The organism is Sporomusa sp. GT1 (assembly GCF_014634905.1).
In the GTDB taxonomy this organism is placed as follows: Bacteria; Bacillota; Negativicutes; order Sporomusales; family Sporomusaceae; genus Sporomusa; species Sporomusa sphaeroides.
In genome coordinates, this window is the sequence record NZ_BMBX01000002.1 from 86512 (window position 1) to 105077 (window position 18566).

Sequence of the window (18566 nt, forward strand, 5' to 3'; positions counted from 1 at the left end):
TTCTGCCACATAATTGGCGAAAGGTGCTTGGCAAGCAGTGATTACCGTATCAGGATATCGATTTCGGCAATAATATCTTTGAACTTGCTGCCTGCAAGCTCAAAAGTGGCGGCAAACTCCTCCGGTGATGCAAATGACTGCAGGTTGTCCGGAGCGGCACTTTCTGCGATAGAGAGCTTGTTATCATAGTATGTGACAATATATTTTTGTTCACCATACGCAAAAACAATTTCTCCGTAATCATACATATCGGCAAAAAATTCGTCAATTGTTTTGTATTTGTCAGGCGGGGTTGGCTGAACGGTATTTCTTAACTTGATAACGACCACGGCAATAAACCTCCTAAGTATGTACTGCTCTTATTATACCACAGTAAACCTGTTCCCAAAGACAACCGGATTTTTGCTGGAACTTTTCGCCATAAATGCTATACTATAAGCAACATACTGACAGAGGGAGCGTGAGCTTATGCTATTTAAACAGTTAAATCCACACGCCTGTCGTACTTATCTTCTGGTTAACGAGCAGTCTCGGCAGGCAATTCTCGTTGATCCGGTAATTGATCATTTTACCGAGTATCTTGCTTTGTTAAAGGAGGAAAACTTTACCTTAACCCATGTTATTGACACCCATATTCATGCCGACCATATTTCAGCAGGGTCAGCCCTGCGGGATGCAACCGACTGTGAGTATGTGATGCATGAGAATGCCCCGCCCCGGTGTGTCAGTATGCGGGTCAAAGACGGTGACATTCTGCGGTTTAACGGGCTGGAGATTAAGGTCATCCATACTCCCGGACACACGCAGGATTCCATTAGCCTGATGGTGGAAGACAAACTGCTGACAGGTGATTTCCTGTTCCTGGACGATGCCGGTGCAGGGCGGGACGACCTGCCGGGCGGTAATCCGGCCGACCATTGGGAGAGCCTAAACAAGCTGGACAACCTGCCTGACAGTCTTGTCGTATATCCGGCACATGAATACCGGGACCGCCAGCCGTCGACCCTGGGCAAACAGAGGGTCAGCAATCCGCATCTGCAAAAGCGGAGCAAAGAGGAGTTTATTCAGTACCTTGAAGACCTGCGCCTTGGCCCGGCAGACTGGATGAAGGATGTGCTGCAGGCCAATTACGCCTGTGCCAAGGACCCGAATGCCGCTTGGATTCCGGTCGACACTCCTGCCTGTGAAATCAAGGGAACTATGGAAAAAGGCGTAAACGAGCTGGCAGTCGACTATATCGATGTACCGGAATTAAAGCACCGGCTGCAGACAAATAAGACGGACATACTGCTGCTGGATGTGCGGGAAAAAGAGGAGCTTACCGGCCCGCTTGGGTCTATTGAAGGGATTGTCCATCTGCCGATAGGGCAATTAACCGGAAAGCTTGGTGAACTCCAGGAGTATAAGCACAAAGATATTGCAGTGGTTTGCCGTTCGGGAGCCAGAGCTGTTACCGGTGCACAGATATTAAAAAAGGCAGGCTTTGAAAAAGCCTATGTGCTCACAGGCGGTATGCTTGCCTGGCAAAAGCATAACTCTGTATAGAAAAAACGCGAAAAAAGCTCCTGTTACAGCTTTGGTTTATCCGGCTGTAACAGGGGCTTTTGTTATGCCAAAACCGCGCTCCGGGAACGCTTGTATGCGGATATTGCAATTTTGGAAAAGGCTATTGCAAAAATGCAATAGGGAGTATACATGCTCTGAACAGACGATTGTTTAAAACCTATTTCATAATTGAAATAGGTTTTTTGTGTATCAAGGTAAAGCAATTTTTATAACTGCTGGGGAAGTAAGGCTGAATTCCTTGTTACATGTGGGTTTTCTCAGGCAGTGCCGCCTTTTGTCAATCGGGGGAAAAGAGTGGCATGATACTTGCGATACAACTGTTTACAAAGCCAAAATCAAAAAGTGTGGCGCCAGCCGGTAACCAATTGCGTCTGCCGCTGTCGTTAAAAAGGATGAGACAATTCAATTTTAATTGATATTTACTTGGGAGGTTGTAGAGTGGGGAAAAACAAACCAATTATTGGTCTAATAGTCGGCATATTATTAGCCGTTGGAATTCATTTAATGCCACTTGCCGGACTTAGTGCAGCAGGTAAAATGTGTCTGGCATTAACCTTTATGACAGTTGCCTTTTGGGGCTTTCAAATTGCTCAGCCTGGTTTTACTGCCGGTTTGTATCTGGCATTGTTGGTAGTATTTAATGTTGCCCCGGTTTCGGTTATTTTCGCTCCTTGGAGTGGTCCAATAATGTACCTTGTGATTGGTGCATACCTGATAGCAGGTGCGGTTAAATCCTCTGGCTTAGGTGAACGTATTGCGTATAACTTTATTTTGAAGTTTGTAGATTCTTACAGAAGTATTATAATTTCAACTTTTCTACTTACTTTTATTCTAAGCGTTTTAATTCCTCATCCATGGCCTCGGGCTTTTCTCATCATGTCTGTTATGGCTGTTATAGTTAAAAACGCCGACATTCCGCAGGAAGATGCAGTTAAAATTGGTTTTTCTGTTTTTGCCGCTTCTGTTCCGGTTTCACTGATATTTTTAACTGGTGATAGTGTACTTAACGTTCTTGCAGTTCAGGCAACCGGCAAAGCTATTGGTTGGATCGACTGGTTTATTTATATGGGACCACCGAATATTATTGCGAGCATCTTGACTTGCATCTTAATATTATTCTTGTTTAAACCAAGTAAAGAAGTTTCTCTTAATAAAGAGGAGATTCAAAAAAAGCTTGCCTCAATGGGTAGCATGAAACCGTTAGAAGTTCGCACAGCTATTTGGATTTTTTTGGCAATAATTTTTTGGATGACAGATTCGATTCACGGTATTCATCTGGGTTGGGTAACTCTAATAATTGCAATGGGTATGGCGCTTCCGGCAGTCGGTGGTATTCTTACTCCTAAAGATTGGAGTGAGGTTCCGATTCATATACTATTATTTTTGACTGCCGCCATAACAATTGGTACAGTTGGTGGAGTTACTGGAATGAATGCTTGGATTGCTCAAACGATTCTGCCTTCTACAGTACCTGGAAATATATATATATTAGCTGCATTTATTGCTACAGTATCAATTGCCATCCATATGGCGTTGGGGAGTGTAATCGCGGTTATGGGTATTGCAATTCCGGCATTGTTATTGTTTACACAACCAATAGGTATAAATCCAATAGTTACTGTATTTTTAGTATATACGGCTGTTGGAATCCACTATATTCTTCCTTTCCAACAATTAAGTATGCTAATAGGGCAAGGTGAAGAAAATGGTATGTATACACAAAAAGAAGTCATACGATTGGGAATTCCGCTGACAGTCGTTGTTTATATAATGTGTGTTTGTGTATTAATTCCATATTGGAAGATGATTGGATTACTGTAGCCGCTAACTTCTTTTGATAGGGAGCTATCCCTTGACTGGCATGCTGAGAAATAATTTAAAATCCTGTCGCGCAAGGAGATAAACCAAACATGGGGAACGACGGTTTTTCATATATAACAATTTGTTAGAATAATAGAATGGCGATGGCAAATTTTTACATATTGTGATAAAATATAATAAACTTCATATATACTGCTGCAGGTGCCCTACGGGGCTTAATAGGGAAGACCGGTGTAAAACCGGCGCGGTCCCGCCACTGTAACGGGGAGCAAACCCAAGATTATACCACTGGAATATATATTCTGGGAAGGTTTGGGCGAGTAAGGATCCGGAGCCAGGAGAACTGCCTGTTTGACAATCACCGCTTTAACCTACGAGCGATAGGGAGGGGATTATTAAGTGTTTATATTTCTTTCCCGGCTATTATAATAGCCGGGATTTTTTATTCCACAGATTATTAGGTTGTTTTTAATGGTGATCGATCCATTAGCGGAAGGCAGAGCATTATGAGGATGGCCTGGCAATTAGTATGAGAGCAGGGCAGAGGCCGGTGGCCTACTCCCTGCTTTTTTTCATGGTATATAACGGGACAAACTAGCCTGATGTTATCCGGGATATGGAATTTTTAAAAAATATTAACTTATTTTGAAGATATTGTAGCTTTTAGTATCCCAACTTGTACGGATAAAGAATAGGGGGGGATAGTATGAATCATGACTGTGATGATAGACGGACAAGAACCAATGAATACACTGTTGAGCAAATCACGAGCATCATCAAGCATTATGAAGAGTTATACAGCATTGTGCAAGTAACTGCTGTCAATTTTGATAAAATTCGCTCGGCTTCTGCTATCAATACCAAAGAAGACATATTATGCACATTAGTTGATGTAGATCAGAGTATCGCAATATTATCACCGCTGCAACAAAAAATTCTCAATATGCTAAAGTCAGGTCACAATTCCTCAGAAATTTGTCTTGACCTTCAGTTGAATACAGCCAGACTAAAATACAACATGAAGCGGGCATTTGTGTTTATAACAGATTATTTAAATGCCAATAAGACAGCAAAGATAAAAAATACCGGGAGGTAGTATGATGAGATATTACACACTATCTGTAATTGAAGAAGCCTACCGCCGCCAAAATCCGGAATTAACAGAAGCAGAGATCAAAGAAAAAGCCAAAAAGATTCACTCTCAGCTAAATACCCTTGATATTAGCTGGCGACGGAGCAATAAGAAATTTTATCGAATGAACGAATTCGGGCATATGAGTTTCTGAATTTGCCTATAGCACAATGTTGGGTGACAGTTAATTGAAATGAGTGTTAAGCGGATTGATTGTCAATGCAGACTGCAGTATATGAGGTTTGAAAAATTCAGTATCAAATATAAAAAATATGTGCAATGGAGGAAATGGTTTATCCCAAAGGTTCCTATTCTGTACGGATAAAGAATAGGGGGAGATGTTATGAAATAATTATAATACCGTCTATTCCAGCACCAACTTTTAGTCCGGCGATGTTGAGTGTTGGGCATATGGATAGCCCGGAAAATTTGTAACAATGGGAATAAATTTAAAAAGAGCCTGCAGGGCTCTTTTTTCATGGAGGTGGGTTTATGTGTTGGGAGATATAGCAGAAGGAGTGTGCAAAGCGGTAAAAGGAGCCGCCCATTCATTACTGGATGTAGCACCGGTCAAGATTTCTTTGGCCGGTACCCTGTCTTTTTTCTTTGGCAGCCACGGGACGGCCCTGGCGGCCTTTATCGTGCTGATCCTGCTTGATTTGATGACAAAATGGTTGTCTTTATCCCACAAATACTTGCTTGATCAGGGAATATGCCGGACGCAGGCTGGCCTTTGGCAATGCATTCAGAGTATGAAAAAGGCTTTTGCCAACAGATATATCACATCGGAAATGATGAAAACAAAGTTTGCCGGTAAAATCATCCTGTATATGGTCTTAGTGGCAGCCGTTGTACAAGTCGACAGTATGACCGGGGGCGACGGCGTGTTTTTAAGAACAGCATGGTTTTATTTAGCAGCGACCGAAGCGGTCAGCATTGTGGAAAACCTTCGGGATGCCGGGGTACAGAGACTTACCCCGCTGCTGGCCTTTATCCGTTCAAAACTGGGAGGGTTAAAGTAATGACACCTGATGAATTTATTGACCGGCTTGCCCCTGCTGCCCAACGCATTTGCAGAAGCTACCGTCTCTATGCTAGTGTGTGTATTGCCCAGGCGGCTATTGAAAGCGGCTGGGGCCGGTATACTATCGGCGACTACAATATATTTGGCAGAAAAGCTGTAGCCGGTGATTTATTTACCGAAGTGAGGACCCGGGAGTATTATAACGGTGAATTGGTCAGCATTGTGGATAAATTCAAGTTGTATAGCTCCTTAGAGGACGCAATTGAAGACTGGTGCCTATTGTTGACCCAGGAGCCGGTGTATGTCAAGCATATTGACAATACCTCCCTGGAAACTTTCGTGCAAACGCTGGCTCCGATCTATGCAACCAATCCGAATTATGCCCGTGATATTTTATTGACAATTGCCGCCAATCAATTAACCCAATATGATGATTAACTGGCGGGGTATCATTGGTTTTATTCTGGGCTGCCTGGTGGGAGGCAGTATTGTCTACTATTTTTTCCCCCGAACCGAGACACAGGTGAGTTATCAAGAACTGCCACCTGTCAGCATCAAGAGTGAAACCCAGAAGCAAACAGAATATGTGCTCGTTAAACCAGACCAGCCAGGCGAAGTCACCCGACTAATTAATCGGGATAACAAGGTCTATGTCATTGTAAACGGTCAGGAGTATGAACTCAAAAATGCCAGGGAAGCCGAGACCGTCACCCTGGGAGAGAACGGTACGGTACAGATAACCCAGCAGCTACAGGCCCAGGTTGATCTTACCGAGCTTTTCAATCAGCGGCTAAAAGCGGAGCTGGACAAAGAGCGCTTTGCCTGGATGGCGGAAAAGGACAGCCTTAATCGGCCGAACGAACTGGAGCTTGGCTGGTCTAATCATGGGAGCGAATGGCGATTGAAGCGGAATATTACCGGTAAAATGACCGGCTATATTGGCGGCACGACCAATGGTAAGCACTATGGAGCCGGTCTAGGGATACGGTTTTGAGGCCAGGAAAAAAGTCACCGGTTGTTGCCATTTATGTACGGATAAAGAATAGGAGGTGAGAAACATGTATTGCCCGTTACTTTGTATTAAACCTGAAAATAGTTCGGCCTTCTTTTGCCAATGTATGAAGGAGGCATGCGCCTGGTGGATTGCCACCGGTACCACCGGCAAATGTGCCATTTGCCAAATGGGAGTATATGCAGCCAATCAGGACAAGACACCCTAAGCGCTAGTAAAGAAAGGAGACAATCTCATGATTCCAACATTGAAATTAAGCGACATCATTACTGTCTGGCGGGACGCCCTGCAGGCCAGCCAGCCGATACGGGATTTTTGCACAGCCCATTATAACAAACCGCCCAACATCTTCGTCGGCATCAATGGCAAAACACCGCCGGCAGTAACTGATGGCCCGGTGATTATTCTTTATCCGGGAACTAAATCAGAAGGACTGGAATTGCAGGAGTACACGTATAAACTCACGATTAGCTGGATGGTATCGCAACCTGCAGTGGTGGTAACCGGTAATCTGACAGAATATAGTGGCATAGCGGAATGTGACAGCCTTGGACAATTGATCTATCTCGAACTTGCGCAGATAAGGCCCGACAATCCGATTAGTGTGTTACATTACAACATTGAGCCTGTTGCCTATTTCCCGCAATTTTGCGGACGAATGGATATTACCGTAACAATTACACCTGTGAATGGTTATAGCATCAATTTCTAAGGAGGGTTTTATTTATGCCAAGAGCAAAAGGGGTTAATTCTCAATTGGCACTGAGTTATGAGTCTGCCTATGGACTCACACCGGCCTCTCCCCTAGGCTATAACATGCCTTTTAACCAATCAAGACTGGCAATTAATCAAAACCTGATACATTCTGCTACCATCTGCAGCCGGCGTGACCAGCTCCGGCCGGCAATCGGCAATACCGATATATTCGGCAGTATTGTTGTACCTATCGATCAAGTCGGTATCGGCTTTTGGCTGCAGGCCATGTTTGGCACCCCGACGACTACCGGCTCCGGTGGTCTTTACACCCATATATTCAAAGGGACTAAGCGTCAGCCCTCACTGGTGCTGGAACAGCAGTATCCGGATATTCCAGCCTATGAAATGTTTAACGGCTGCAAAGTAAGCAATTTTGCTTTTGCCTACGGCGGTGAGGATGAATTAACGGCTAATATTTATCTTATCGGTGCGAAACGTACCGTTAGCGCTGCGCCCTTTGCATCCTCACTAACTACACTTGAACTTCTAAAATTCAGCAAATTTCAAGGGTCGATTGAAGAAAGCGGGACGCAACTGGCCATTGTAACTGAAGCCAGCCTGAACGCAGACTTTGGCCTGAATGGCAATACCTACACCATTGGCGGCAACGGCTGCCGCACCGACCTGCCTGAAGGTATTCTCCAGGTGTCCGGCAGTATCACGGCGTTTTTTGCTGATACGGTGCTGCTCTATAAGGCGGTTAATAATACAAAATCTTCGCTAACCTTCAAGTTCACCAGTGGCGCTCACAGCCTGCAATTTTTCCTGGAAGAAGTCATTTTTCAGCAAACATCACCCGGCATTGAAAGCGACAAAGGTATCTATATTCATTTGCCGTTTAAGGCATTTTATGGAACCGGCAGCGGCGGCAGTACCATAGTAACCACTTTGGTCAATGGTTATGCTTCCTATGCTGTAGTATAGGAAGTCTCCCATTAGGTTTTATAAATATCAATCCCCTTAAAAAGTCCTGTAAATTGGTTTTAGCTAAACCATCATATTTACAGGACTTTGGTGTAATAAAGGGCTTGTGCTGGAAGGAGTTGGATATATGAGTGATGAATTTAATACAAATCAGCAGTTTAACGATCAAACAGTACCCGAGTTTACTTTGCCTGAGGTGATAGTCACTGCGCCCAGAGCAACATCGTATGATTGGTATAGTATATGGAACAACATATTTGCTAGAATAGCTCCGCAGAATCCGGTGTTTATTAACCCAATAATGACTCAGCAAAACCGTATAGATGGTTATATGTTAAGAAGAAATCGACTTGGAACTGGATTCTGGAGGGTAACCGCCTCCGGAAGGGTGCATCCTGATGACATAAAGCAATGTGATCGACAGGAAGAAATCTTTCAGGATTCTTTTATTGAATATGCCAAACTTGTTACGATTCCGGGCAGTTCTGAAAAGGAACTTTGGTTCAATGAAGTCGTAGTGGAAGCAGATAGAGATGACAATACCGTATATTTCAAAAAAGTGCCGGATTATACAACTGTCAATTATAAAGGAAAAACGTATAATATATATGTGCCATGGAGTGGAACTGATATGAATTCAGGCGGATGGCGGAATGTTGACACATACAACACCACTTTTGGAGATTTTAGTTTTTCAAAGTTTGTTTCCGGCTTTGCTGTGGAAGATTCTGAAGTTAAGCCAATTATAGAGGCAGGAGATAAAATTGTTTACAGGCACAGACCTAATGCAGAAGGTGTGGGGATGGTGAGTAAGTGGGCACTGGGACTAGCTACGGGTGAATCACTTGCAAAAGCATTGCAGATTATTCCTATTCAAGTAATTAAGCAGGAAAAAGACAATGAAAGCAGGATTATTATACAGGTTGGTCTAAATAGTAATTATTTCCAGAAAAATGCCGGTAAAACAGTGATGCCGTCAGCGACTGGTTATGAGGGAGCATTGAATGTACTGACAGGTAATCGGACGTTTCGTTTAACTCTCGACTCTCCCCATGCAAATGATCCCTTCACGGCGTTTATATCCATAAATAAATATGGAGAGTTTGTCGTACATCCCAAAGTATATAGTGGCGACAGATTGGAAGTAGGACATTCTGGATTTTGGGGTGCATCAGATTTTCAAGAAATACCGATGTCGCCCACTATAATAAGCAAAGATGGTTCATACAAGTCTCTGGCCGAAAAATTAGAAGAGATTTTTTCCCGGTAGAACTCAGAAGTGATTACTAAAATTCTGTCGGACTGGAGGGAGAAAGTTGGGTAAAAAACATAAAAAGTATAAAGAGCACGAAGATCCAATTGATAAACTGAAAGAATGGCAGGATAATCAATATAACCCTGGGTATTATACCGGCGGAAAAATTCCGCCATATGTTGATATCCCGCCCAAAACAAGTTTGTTTGGAAGAGTATATCAAATAGGGGCAAGAATAGTTGGACCGCTTGAAATACTAGCCGGAGCAGCTCTAATTTTTATTGCGGTAAAAGTAAGTTGGATAATTGGGGAAGAACACCATTGGAGAGGAAATTTTTTTGAAGCATTGGCTGCTGGTATTATTGTGAGCGGTTTGGGGATTTTATTTATATTATCGGGCCTGAAGTATATAAAAACCGTAAAGTCAAAAGCAAAATGCAAAAGTTGAGATGTTGAAATATGATTTCAGTTAATTTGCTGCAGAACTTCGCCTAAAATTCTGCCAGACTGGAGGGGGAAAGTTGGGTGAAAAACATAAAAAGTATAAAGAGCACGAAAATCCAATTGATAAACTGAAAGAATGGCAGGATAACCAATATAACCCTGGGTATTATACCGGCGGAAAAATTCCGCCGTATGTTGAGATTCCATCGAAAACAGGTTTGTTTGGAAAGCTATATGCAGTAGGGGCGAAAATAGTTGGCATAATCTATATTCTCGCAGGAGTGGGATTGATTTTTATTGGTATAACGATCTTTATAGGGCAGGAATACCGCAGCATAGCAGGTTTGATGGGCAACTTACTTGGTGTGATCGCTATTTTTGGCAGTTTGGGAGTTTTATTTATACTATACGGTCTAAAGTATAATAGCAAAACGAAGTCCAGAGAAAAATCGAAAAGTTGAAATTTTGTAGCATATGCCTTTATGTAACTCCCCAAACTAACAGTAAAATAGCTAAAAACGTGGGAGGTTGGTGCTGTGATCTTGAATTGAAAAGACACTTCTACCATCCTCTGTTTTTATTCCACAATACAGCAGGCCAACAGCAGTGGCAGCATCTTTCGCAGATGCTGCCACTGCTGTTCAATAGCCTTACTTCTGGGCAAAATTCCAATAAAATAATTAGAGGAGGTAAAAAGTAATGGCACAGTTTCCTACTATTCAACAACCGGTATACCCCTTTACAACCAAAATCAAAGACCCTTCCTTACAGTCCGAAATGGAAAATGGACTGGTGGTTTCCCGGGTCAAATTTACCCGCATGCCGCTGAAATTCATTCTGAAATGGACGGCGCTGCCTGCCGCCGATTATGCGGCTTTGCGCGATTTTTACTGTAAGACAGTTTATGGCGGCAGCTTAGTCTTTGACTGGCATTATCCAACCGTCCCTGATGACCGCTATTCCGGACAGCGGTTTTCCGTCCGGTTCACCGGCGGGGACATTAGTTTCGACTTATCGGCGCCGGGATACTATTCCGGCACCTTGACAATCCAGGAGGTGTAACATGCTTAACCTTTCAGTTGCCGGTATGCTGGAAAAAAGCCTGCTTGCCAGTGACGGTGTTTGGCTGTTGCTGGCGGAAGTCGCTATTCCCAATTCCGGGGAACCTTTGCGGCTGGTACGCAATAATGAAGACATCGTATGGAATGGCTATAACTGGACCGCCTTTAACTTTCAACTTGGCGAAATCATTGAAGATATTGAAGGCAAACCGGAGGCTGTACCGCTGCAGGTTTCCAACATTACGCAAATTGTGCAGGCCTATGTGGAAAAACACGACGGTCTGACGGGTACTACCGTAACGCTCAGAGTGGTGCATTCCCAGCATCTTGACAATACGTTGCCTGAGGTGGAAGAAATCTTTACCGTGGAGTCAACCACCTGTGACAGCAAATGGGTAAATTTTTACCTTGGTTCCGACATATCCACCCAGCTCCGGTTTCCTTTTCGGCGGGTGCTGAAAAATTTCTGCGCCTGGCGCGATCAATATAAGGGGCTGGAGTGCGGGTATGCCGGGGCATTGCCCGCGTGTGACGGTACCTTGCAGTCTTGTCGCGCCCGGGGCAATGCGGTGCGATACGGCGGTGAGCCAAGCATCCCGGAAGGCGGACTATATGCGTAACTGCCGAACGATATGGACAATAGAGAATGAAAGTCTCATAAGCGAAATCGCCGTTGGGCGATTTTTTATTTGGGGGTAGTATGAGTAAACACGTTGAGGACCTAATTGGCCTGCCTTTTATCGACGGCGGACGCAATCCAACAGTAGGACTTGACTGTTGGGGGTTGTCCACAGAAGTATTCAGGCGATATGGGATTACCCTGCCTGATTACAAAATATCTTGTGAAGACGCCAGCCGCATTCACAGTGAAGTGAATGAGCAGCGGCCCTGGTGGCGCAGGTGTGAAGGAGACATCCCCGTTCCGGCGCTTGTTGTTATCCGGTTTACCGTTTACTGTGACCATACGGGGGTATATATCGGTCAGGGCCGGTTTATACATACCCGCAAGCGAATCGGTGTCAACATCGACCGCATCGACAATCCCGCCTGGGCGAATCGTATCGAAGGATTTTATGTACCGGAGGTGAAAAAATGATTACATTAACTGTACTGAAAAACCCGTTTAATCATACTGACAAGGAAATTCATACCTGCCGGCATATTCCCGGGAAAACGGCCTATGAATATATTCAGCCCTACATTATGGGCTTGGATGAATTTGTTGTCAGTATTGGCGGGAATGTTGTCGAGAATGCAAAAGAACAGCTTGTCAATCAAGATGACTGGATCGCCGTCTGTCCGGTTGTCGGCAAAAGCGGCAGAGATTGGTTCAGGGCGATTGCCTCGATTGCCTTAGGTGCTGCTATTGGCGGTTTGGTAAAATCATGGGGAGGATTCTGGGGACGAATGGCTGCCGGTGCTGTCGGTATGATCGGCGGCACCCTTATCAATCACTGGTTTCCGGCGGCTAAGGCTGACCAGAAAACCTATGAAACCAATCCAACCTACAATTGGAGCAATTCGCAACCACTGACCGACCAGGGCAACGCCCTGGCGGTAACGTATGGCACCATGCGGACGGCCGGACAGGTACTTGCCCAGCATGTATCAAGCGATGGCGACAAGCAGTATCTGAATATCTTGCTGTGTGGCGGTGAAGGGCCGATTGACAGTATTAGCGACATACGGATAAATGACAATCCAATAGCCTATTACAAAGGTGTTGGTGTCGAAACCCGGTTAGGAGCGAATGACCAACCGGTAATTTTCAATTTTAACGACAGCTATGTCGATCAGGCGTTAGCTTATGAATTAAATGTGGACAATACCTGGACCACGCAGCAAACCGAAGGAAGTGCAGTGGCTGGCCTGGAAATAACCCTGGAGCTTCCCTACGGGTTATATTATGCCCAGGATAACGGCGGTCTGGGCAGTGCTTCGGTCACGCTGCAAGCCCAGTTCCGTAAGGTCGGGGACTCCGCCTGGAGTAACTTTATCTACGGAACAAATAGCAATGTAGTTATTTCGGCAGCCAAAAATACTACCTTTTTTCGTACCTATCGCGTAGACCATCTTCCTGCCGCAAAATATGAGGTGCGCGTTCAATGCGTAGCCAAAAGCGGTACGAGCAACCGTTATGCCACCCGTGTGTTTTGGACGCAATTGTCAAGCATTATGTATGACGATTTTGCCCGTCCCGGCAAAGTGCTTGTCGGCATCAAGGCGCTGGCGACAAATCAGTTAAGCGGAGGAATGCCAAGCATAACCTGGCTGCAAACCAAAAATAAGGTTTGGATATGGAATGCCGATAGTGGTAACTATGAACAAAAACCGGCTACCAATCCGGCATGGGCGGCCTATGATATGATTCATCGCTGCCGGCAAATTAAAAACGTCAATACCGGCGAGTTGGAGTTTGTTATTCAGGGTACTCCGGCAGCGCGGGCAGTGTACCGGGATTTCGCCGGTTGGGCGGAATTTTGCGATAGCCGCAGCCTGACCTTTAATTATATCTTTAACACGGCGACCGATCTTTGGACTTCGCTGCAGAAGCCGGAAGGTGTTGGCCGCGGCAAGGTTATTATGCGGGGCACCCGGTACGGGTGTGTTTGTGATGCTCCCGGAGAGCCGGTACAGCTATTTACGGTCGGCAATATTCTTACCGACAAATTCAAAGAAACCTTTGCCGGCCTGAAGGACCGGGCCAATGCAATAGAGATCACCTTTGCCAACAAGGACAAAGCCTATCAGAAGGAAATTATTACGGTCTACGCTGATAACTATGACCGGACGACCGAGCCCAACATCACTCAGATTATGCTGGATGGTGTTACCACTGTAGACCAGGCTTACCGGGAAGGAAAATACCGGCTGCGGCTCAATCAATATCTGCAGCGGACAGTAGAGCACAGCGCAGACATTGACGCCATTGCCTGCCAGATTAATGATGTGGTTTTGCTGGCGCATGATGTGCCGCAGTGGGGATATTCCGGCCGGCTGCTGGCTGCAACGGCTACCACGCTCCAGCTTGATCGTGAGATAACCTTAGAACCGGGCAAATCCTATGCGGTCGCCGTGCAGATTACCAACCCGGCGGCCACGGCTGCCCAGGATGTCCAAAGTATTGTTACCGTCGGCGTGCAGGCCGTGCCGGAGGAAATCAGCACCGATACAGTGACGCTTACCGCCCCGCTTTCTCTTGTACCACAGCAATGGGACCTATACAGCTTTGGTGAAACCAACAAAGTGGTCAAGCCTTTCAGAGTACTTAGCATCAGCCGGGATCAGGATTTGCGGCGCAAAATCTCCTGCATTGAATATATTGAAGAAGTCTATATGGAAGCGACGAATATACCGAAAATCAACTACAGCGAACTGGAGCCAACAACCGAAGTCAACAAGGTGAGCGTGGCCGAAGAAACCTACCGGCAAAAAGACGGTACGATGGTTTCTAATTTGAATGTATCCTGGAGTATTGCGCGTGACAAGCTGGTTAGCGGCTATAAAGTTTTGTACAGCAGCGACAATGGTCAGACCTGGACTGAATGGGAGACCGGCATAACTGCTCTTAGTACTACCATTATCGGCGTCAAAACCCAGACGACTTATTTAGTAAAGGTTTGCACTATTAATTATGCCGGTGTGACCTCAACCGGGGTTGTGTCCTTGGCGGTAGAAGTTACCGGCAAAGACGTTGCGCCCTCAGATGTTGCCAGTCTGGCAGCCACACTTGATGGCACAGATTTAACAAAAGTCAAACTGTCGTGGCCGCCGGTAAGTGATATTGATTTGGCCGGGTATCGAATCCGGGAAGGCTCGACAGTTATTGAAAATCTGGCTCAGATTACCAGCTATACTTATAATGCAACCGCAAGCCGGAGCCACTCCTTCCGGGTTACGGCTGTCGATAATTCCGGCAACGAATCAATAAACCCGGCAACGGTGAATATCACTCCAATCGTGTATCCGGCTGCCCCAACCGGATTTGCAGCGGTACAAAACGGTGATTATGTTTATCTTTACTGGAACAAGAATAACGCGACAGATGTAACGGGATATGAAATCCGTCAGGGAACAAATTTCAATAATGGTGCGCTTATCCAAACAGGCATAACCGGCACCGAGCTATCTATTCCGGTTAGTACGGAAATGACGTACCGTTACCATATTAAAGCGATAAACAACGCCGGCAATTACAGTGAGGATGCGGCGACCGCGGAGGTAGCCATTTACGGCTTAACACCGAAAAACGTGATTTTACGTTTCGACGAATTGACACTGAAAAGCGGGACCCACACCAATACAGAGTTTGGATCATCGCATTATACCTGCCTTACGTTTCCGGGACGGTGCAACGATTATCCGTCGACACAATGCAATCAGGTTGGCGGTTCTACAGTTTTAAAACTACAGGACGGTAAAACCTCAGGCGAATATTTGGCAGCAAGAAAAGATCTTGGGGGATTAAGCAAGATTAATCTGGCTGCCGATTTTATTTCAACAGCTTTACTCAGTGCCGGAAATTCGGCGGCGCTGTGGTTCCGCCACAGCCGGGATGGAATCAGCTTTGATGATTGGAAGATTTTCGCGCCGATTACGTTAACGACACAATATATCGATTTTAAGGCGGTTCTGACTTCGGCTGACCAGATGAATTATCCCATAGAGGTCGGCACATTTACTGTAGCCGCCGATGTGGATGATGTGGAAAAGACCGGGAGCGCAGCTATTGCAGTCGGAGGGACAACGGTAAACTACGGCTGCACCTTCTTAGGCGGATCGGGTCCGGGTAATACGCCGGTATTTACACCAACAGTAATTGGCGCAGGCTTACGGGCCGAGGTAATCTCTGTCGGCTTGGCGAGTGCTGTTGTTAAAGTGGTCAACGCGGTTAACGGCACGGATGTAGGCGGGACAATAACTTATCGAGTAAAAGGATATGGAGGTTGATAAATTATGGCATATACAACGACACCGGCAGACAATGAGGTAATTGCAAATCTACCAGGCGATATTCGGGCGGTAACGGCAACCATAACATCCCATACCGGGGCAACCAGTGCGGCCCATGCAGCCAGCGCGGTTAGTTATGGCACCGGAACTGTAAAGACAGCCCTGGATACAGCAGCAGGGCATCAGGCAAATCAAAATAATCCCCATGGCGTAACGGCGGCACAAGCCGGAGCGGTGGCACTTGCCGATGCGGTAACAACGGCAACAGCTAATAAAGTTGTCAAACGTGATGCCAACGGAAAAATCGCCGGCGACATAACCGGCAATGCGGCAACCGCGACCCGTGCAACTGCCGCTGACTCAGCAACGGCAGCAACTACGGCTACCTTAGCGACTACAGCCACAACCGCCAATAACATCCCAATAGGTGATGTTGGCGGGAATATTTGGATAGCGTAAGAATGTAAAAAACTTTGCAGGACAGGTATTGTGTCAAACAAGAAGCCACAGTACCTGTCCTTTGCTTTATCATTTACAATAAAACACATGGAGTGATGGGAAAATGGCTCTATATAGCAAGAAGTTACACGTACGGAAAGCGGGAGTGGTATCGGACATTGAATTGTATACCACTGTCGGAGAAGTTACTTCTGGTGGTAGTCAAGGGTACATTGCATTGAAAGATAGTGCTGTTCCTCTATACGCAAAACTAGGGTTAATTTCAGACCAAAACGCTTCGCCGCTCCGCATTAAGAAAAGCGGCAATACTTTTGCCGTTTTGACAAAGGCTAGTTTGTCTGGTCAGTTGATAGACCAATACAACTACGCAGGCGGTAATTTAGCCGCTCTTAATGCTTTAGGTTGGTCTTTTCATTATCCTTGGTCTAATGCAGGAATTAATTTTTATTCAGAAGGTGCCATACTTGACGGTTGGTTGGATAAAGCAGTTCCTCAACCTGGAACCCCTGTATCAATTATGATTTCTGGAGAAACAAGTGGCTATGCATGGTCTATTGATGAAATGACGATGTCTATTGTTCGAATTGAATCAGTTAATATAGCAGGTACCTCTAGAACTATATACGACACAAGCTATGACACCTCTCTTCCTGAAATTGGTAATGGAGAAAGGGCAGGCAAATTTACAAACAAAGTCATAAATTTGCCTGCTGATTGTGTTAAAGTAAGGATATCTGGTAGTAATGGTCAATGGTCATTTGAACCTATGGAGAATCTATGTCCGTGGATATACTACCACCGTTTCTTTTATACTTAAAAGTATGACATGGGGACGGTCCTATTTGTCAACTTGCCCGAGAGCCAGTCTATGTGAATCCCTATGAAAGGACAGGACACAACAGGATGGTTCTTTTGTGTTCGGACAAAGAAGCGCAGGATATCTTGACGGAAGTATGCGAGGTTCAAAAGCGCGGGAGAACCGTCCCGTTGTGCTGTTAACAGCTATACTTCTGTTTACCATACGGCTATTGACAGTATTATTTAGCCTGCTTTGTGGTCAAAGGTATTTGAGACTATTGTAAACGTAGAGGCTGCTAGGTTCTGGGGAATTTATAACGATTCAGGTAAGCTATATGTTGTAGGAAGTAATAGAATACATATATTTGACTCTTTGCCAATAGGGTTTGTAAGTCCGGTTAAAACTCTGAGTACTGGAATTATTGATACCTTTACTCAAATCGTCTAAACCTTGGAGTATAGGAGGTATACTACGACAAATCACGGAAAAACATAAACAGCAACAACCGCCAATAACATCCCAATAGGTGATGTTGGTGGGAATATTTGGATAGCATAAGAATGTAAAAAACTTTGCAGGACAGGTATTGTGTCAGACAAGCGGCTACAGTACCTGTCCTTTGCTTTGGCGTTTACAATAACACACATGAAGTGGGGGAAGAAATGGCTCCATATAGCAAGAAGTTACACGTACAAAAAGCGGGAGCGGTAACCGATATTAATCTATATACTACTCTAAATGAAACAGGCAACTCGGCATTGGCAATTAAAGACGGAGAGACAACTGTATATGCAAAGTTAGGGGCAGCTACCGATGCGCTGGCATCGCCGCTTAGAGTGCGTAAAAACGGAGGGACACACGCAGTGTTGAAAACTGCCGTTAAACCAGGAATTACACCATTATTTGCTTTTACAATGGGTGAGTATATTGACTATAATCTGACAGTTGCCGCACTGCACGGAGACAGAACTTTGTCATCAGACACTTATAGTTACAAAACTAATGTTGTTACTCCAGCAACATCAGGTTACAGGTATGTAGTTAGTTTCTTACACGCAGATGGGGAGGGTCGTATAGTACTGTCAACAGTTAATTTTAATACGTCTCAAATTATTAAACCTCATTCTTCATGGAGTTTAGACTCAGAGGTATACTGCGATGCTAGAGTTAGTACAGCGGCAATTACGAATCCACAAGGAAGTGATTTTAGCGGAACTTACTATATTGTATCGAGTGATACTATTAAGTTAATGGATTATGATGCAAGTAGGCAATATAATAAATATTTCGTTAAAATGACATATAAAAACATCAAGTATGTCACAGATATCTTCGATAGTACCTAGTGGTAAATATGGAG

The 18566-nt window shown here is 44.9% G+C and carries 21 protein-coding genes and 1 riboswitch; of the genes, 20 read left to right on the top strand and 1 reads right to left on the bottom strand.

The features are described from left to right. Nucleotides 1-41: 41 nt before the first annotated feature. Nucleotides 42-329, bottom strand: coding sequence for a hypothetical protein (locus GT1_RS04020; RefSeq protein ID WP_188397636.1), 288 nt, complete (start codon nucleotides 327-329; stop codon nucleotides 42-44). 139 nt (nucleotides 330-468) lie between these two features. On the opposite strand from GT1_RS04020, the gene GT1_RS04025 reads away from it, so the two are divergent. The 20 genes from GT1_RS04025 (at nucleotide 469) to GT1_RS04120 (ending at nucleotide 18552) form a co-directional block, all read left to right on the top strand. Beyond that, nucleotides 469-1545 (top strand): MBL fold metallo-hydrolase, encoded by a 1077-nt coding sequence (locus GT1_RS04025; RefSeq protein WP_188397637.1) that lies wholly within the window; start codon nucleotides 469-471, stop codon nucleotides 1543-1545. A gap of 459 nt (nucleotides 1546-2004) precedes the next feature. Then, nucleotides 2005-3387: an SLC13 family permease gene (locus GT1_RS04030; RefSeq protein WP_188397638.1), complete on the top strand. Its 1383-nt coding sequence runs from the start codon at nucleotides 2005-2007 to the stop codon at nucleotides 3385-3387. A 182-nt stretch (nucleotides 3388-3569) separates the two neighbouring features. Further along, a riboswitch (cobalamin riboswitch) is annotated at nucleotides 3570-3753 on the top strand. A 340-nt stretch (nucleotides 3754-4093) separates the two neighbouring features. Next, on the top strand, nucleotides 4094-4483 hold the full coding sequence (locus tag GT1_RS04035) for a hypothetical protein (RefSeq protein WP_188397639.1): 390 nt from the start codon (nucleotides 4094-4096) through the stop codon (nucleotides 4481-4483). 1 nt (nucleotide 4484) lies between these two features. Further along, nucleotides 4485-4673, top strand: a complete 189-nt coding sequence (locus GT1_RS04040; RefSeq protein WP_188397640.1) for a hypothetical protein — start codon at nucleotides 4485-4487, stop codon at nucleotides 4671-4673. A 343-nt stretch (nucleotides 4674-5016) separates the two neighbouring features. Then, on the top strand, nucleotides 5017-5541 hold the full coding sequence (locus tag GT1_RS04045; protein ID WP_188397641.1) for a phage holin family protein: 525 nt from the start codon (nucleotides 5017-5019) through the stop codon (nucleotides 5539-5541). Continuing rightward, entirely contained in the window at nucleotides 5541-5981 is a 441-nt protein-coding gene (locus GT1_RS04050; protein WP_188397642.1) for a glycoside hydrolase family 73 protein, read from the top strand. Before GT1_RS04045 ends, GT1_RS04050 begins: the two co-directional genes overlap by 1 nt. Next, nucleotides 5971-6537, top strand: a complete 567-nt coding sequence (locus GT1_RS04055; RefSeq protein WP_188397643.1) for a hypothetical protein — start codon at nucleotides 5971-5973, stop codon at nucleotides 6535-6537. The genes GT1_RS04050 and GT1_RS04055 overlap by 11 nt, the downstream gene beginning before the upstream one ends. Before the next feature lie 64 nt (nucleotides 6538-6601). After that, a complete protein-coding gene (locus GT1_RS04060) occupies nucleotides 6602-6763 on the top strand; it encodes a hypothetical protein (RefSeq protein WP_188397644.1) in 162 nt (53 codons plus the stop codon). Between the two features lie 27 nt (nucleotides 6764-6790). Beyond that, on the top strand, nucleotides 6791-7267 hold the full coding sequence (locus GT1_RS04065; RefSeq protein WP_188397645.1) for a hypothetical protein: 477 nt from the start codon (nucleotides 6791-6793) through the stop codon (nucleotides 7265-7267). A 14-nt stretch (nucleotides 7268-7281) separates the two neighbouring features. Continuing rightward, on the top strand, nucleotides 7282-8235 hold the full coding sequence (locus GT1_RS04070; RefSeq protein ID WP_188397646.1) for a phage tail tube protein: 954 nt from the start codon (nucleotides 7282-7284) through the stop codon (nucleotides 8233-8235). A gap of 127 nt (nucleotides 8236-8362) precedes the next feature. Then, on the top strand, nucleotides 8363-9505 hold the full coding sequence (locus GT1_RS04075) for a hypothetical protein (RefSeq protein ID WP_188397647.1): 1143 nt from the start codon (nucleotides 8363-8365) through the stop codon (nucleotides 9503-9505). A gap of 46 nt (nucleotides 9506-9551) precedes the next feature. Next, a complete protein-coding gene (locus GT1_RS04080) occupies nucleotides 9552-9938 on the top strand; it encodes a hypothetical protein (protein ID WP_188397648.1) in 387 nt (128 codons plus the stop codon). 73 nt (nucleotides 9939-10011) lie between these two features. After that, nucleotides 10012-10395, top strand: a complete 384-nt coding sequence (locus GT1_RS04085) for a hypothetical protein (protein ID WP_075757884.1) — start codon at nucleotides 10012-10014, stop codon at nucleotides 10393-10395. 238 nt (nucleotides 10396-10633) lie between these two features. Then, on the top strand, nucleotides 10634-10996 hold the full coding sequence (locus GT1_RS04090; RefSeq protein WP_188397649.1) for a hypothetical protein: 363 nt from the start codon (nucleotides 10634-10636) through the stop codon (nucleotides 10994-10996). A gap of 1 nt (nucleotide 10997) precedes the next feature. Next, nucleotides 10998-11615, top strand: a complete 618-nt coding sequence (locus GT1_RS04095; RefSeq protein ID WP_075757882.1) for a hypothetical protein — start codon at nucleotides 10998-11000, stop codon at nucleotides 11613-11615. A gap of 80 nt (nucleotides 11616-11695) precedes the next feature. Beyond that, nucleotides 11696-12091 (top strand): C40 family peptidase, encoded by a 396-nt coding sequence (locus GT1_RS04100; protein WP_188397650.1) that lies wholly within the window; start codon nucleotides 11696-11698, stop codon nucleotides 12089-12091. After that, nucleotides 12088-15945: a host specificity factor TipJ family phage tail protein gene (locus GT1_RS04105; protein ID WP_188397651.1), complete on the top strand. Its 3858-nt coding sequence runs from the start codon at nucleotides 12088-12090 to the stop codon at nucleotides 15943-15945. The genes GT1_RS04100 and GT1_RS04105 overlap by 4 nt, the downstream gene beginning before the upstream one ends. Before the next feature lie 6 nt (nucleotides 15946-15951). Next, nucleotides 15952-16407 carry a hypothetical protein gene (locus tag GT1_RS04110; protein ID WP_188397652.1) on the top strand — a complete coding sequence of 152 codons (456 nt, stop codon included), beginning with the start codon at nucleotides 15952-15954 and terminating at the stop codon, nucleotides 16405-16407. Between the two features lie 217 nt (nucleotides 16408-16624). Then, nucleotides 16625-17224 (top strand): hypothetical protein, encoded by a 600-nt coding sequence (locus tag GT1_RS04115; protein WP_223226042.1) that lies wholly within the window; start codon nucleotides 16625-16627, stop codon nucleotides 17222-17224. A gap of 554 nt (nucleotides 17225-17778) precedes the next feature. Then, nucleotides 17779-18552 (top strand): hypothetical protein, encoded by a 774-nt coding sequence (locus GT1_RS04120; protein WP_223226043.1) that lies wholly within the window; start codon nucleotides 17779-17781, stop codon nucleotides 18550-18552. Nucleotides 18553-18566: the final 14 nt, after the last annotated feature.

Coding starts and splice junctions, on each gene's coding strand:
- GT1_RS04065 (WP_188397645.1), top strand. CDS start 6,791: ATGATTCCAACATTGAAATTAAGCGACATCATTACTGTCTGGCGGGAC.
- GT1_RS04060 (WP_188397644.1), top strand. CDS start 6,602: ATGTATTGCCCGTTACTTTGTATTAAACCTGAAAATAGTTCGGCCTTC.
- GT1_RS04100 (WP_188397650.1), top strand. CDS start 11,696: ATGAGTAAACACGTTGAGGACCTAATTGGCCTGCCTTTTATCGACGGC.
- GT1_RS04050 (WP_188397642.1), top strand. CDS start 5,541: ATGACACCTGATGAATTTATTGACCGGCTTGCCCCTGCTGCCCAACGC.
- GT1_RS04070 (WP_188397646.1), top strand. CDS start 7,282: ATGCCAAGAGCAAAAGGGGTTAATTCTCAATTGGCACTGAGTTATGAG.
- GT1_RS04090 (WP_188397649.1), top strand. CDS start 10,634: ATGGCACAGTTTCCTACTATTCAACAACCGGTATACCCCTTTACAACC.
- GT1_RS04105 (WP_188397651.1), top strand. CDS start 12,088: ATGATTACATTAACTGTACTGAAAAACCCGTTTAATCATACTGACAAG.
- GT1_RS04055 (WP_188397643.1), top strand. CDS start 5,971: ATGATGATTAACTGGCGGGGTATCATTGGTTTTATTCTGGGCTGCCTG.
- GT1_RS04035 (WP_188397639.1), top strand. CDS start 4,094: ATGAATCATGACTGTGATGATAGACGGACAAGAACCAATGAATACACT.
- GT1_RS04040 (WP_188397640.1), top strand. CDS start 4,485: ATGATGAGATATTACACACTATCTGTAATTGAAGAAGCCTACCGCCGC.
- GT1_RS04095 (WP_075757882.1), top strand. CDS start 10,998: ATGCTTAACCTTTCAGTTGCCGGTATGCTGGAAAAAAGCCTGCTTGCC.
- GT1_RS04025 (WP_188397637.1), top strand. CDS start 469: ATGCTATTTAAACAGTTAAATCCACACGCCTGTCGTACTTATCTTCTG.
- GT1_RS04110 (WP_188397652.1), top strand. CDS start 15,952: ATGGCATATACAACGACACCGGCAGACAATGAGGTAATTGCAAATCTA.
- GT1_RS04075 (WP_188397647.1), top strand. CDS start 8,363: ATGAGTGATGAATTTAATACAAATCAGCAGTTTAACGATCAAACAGTA.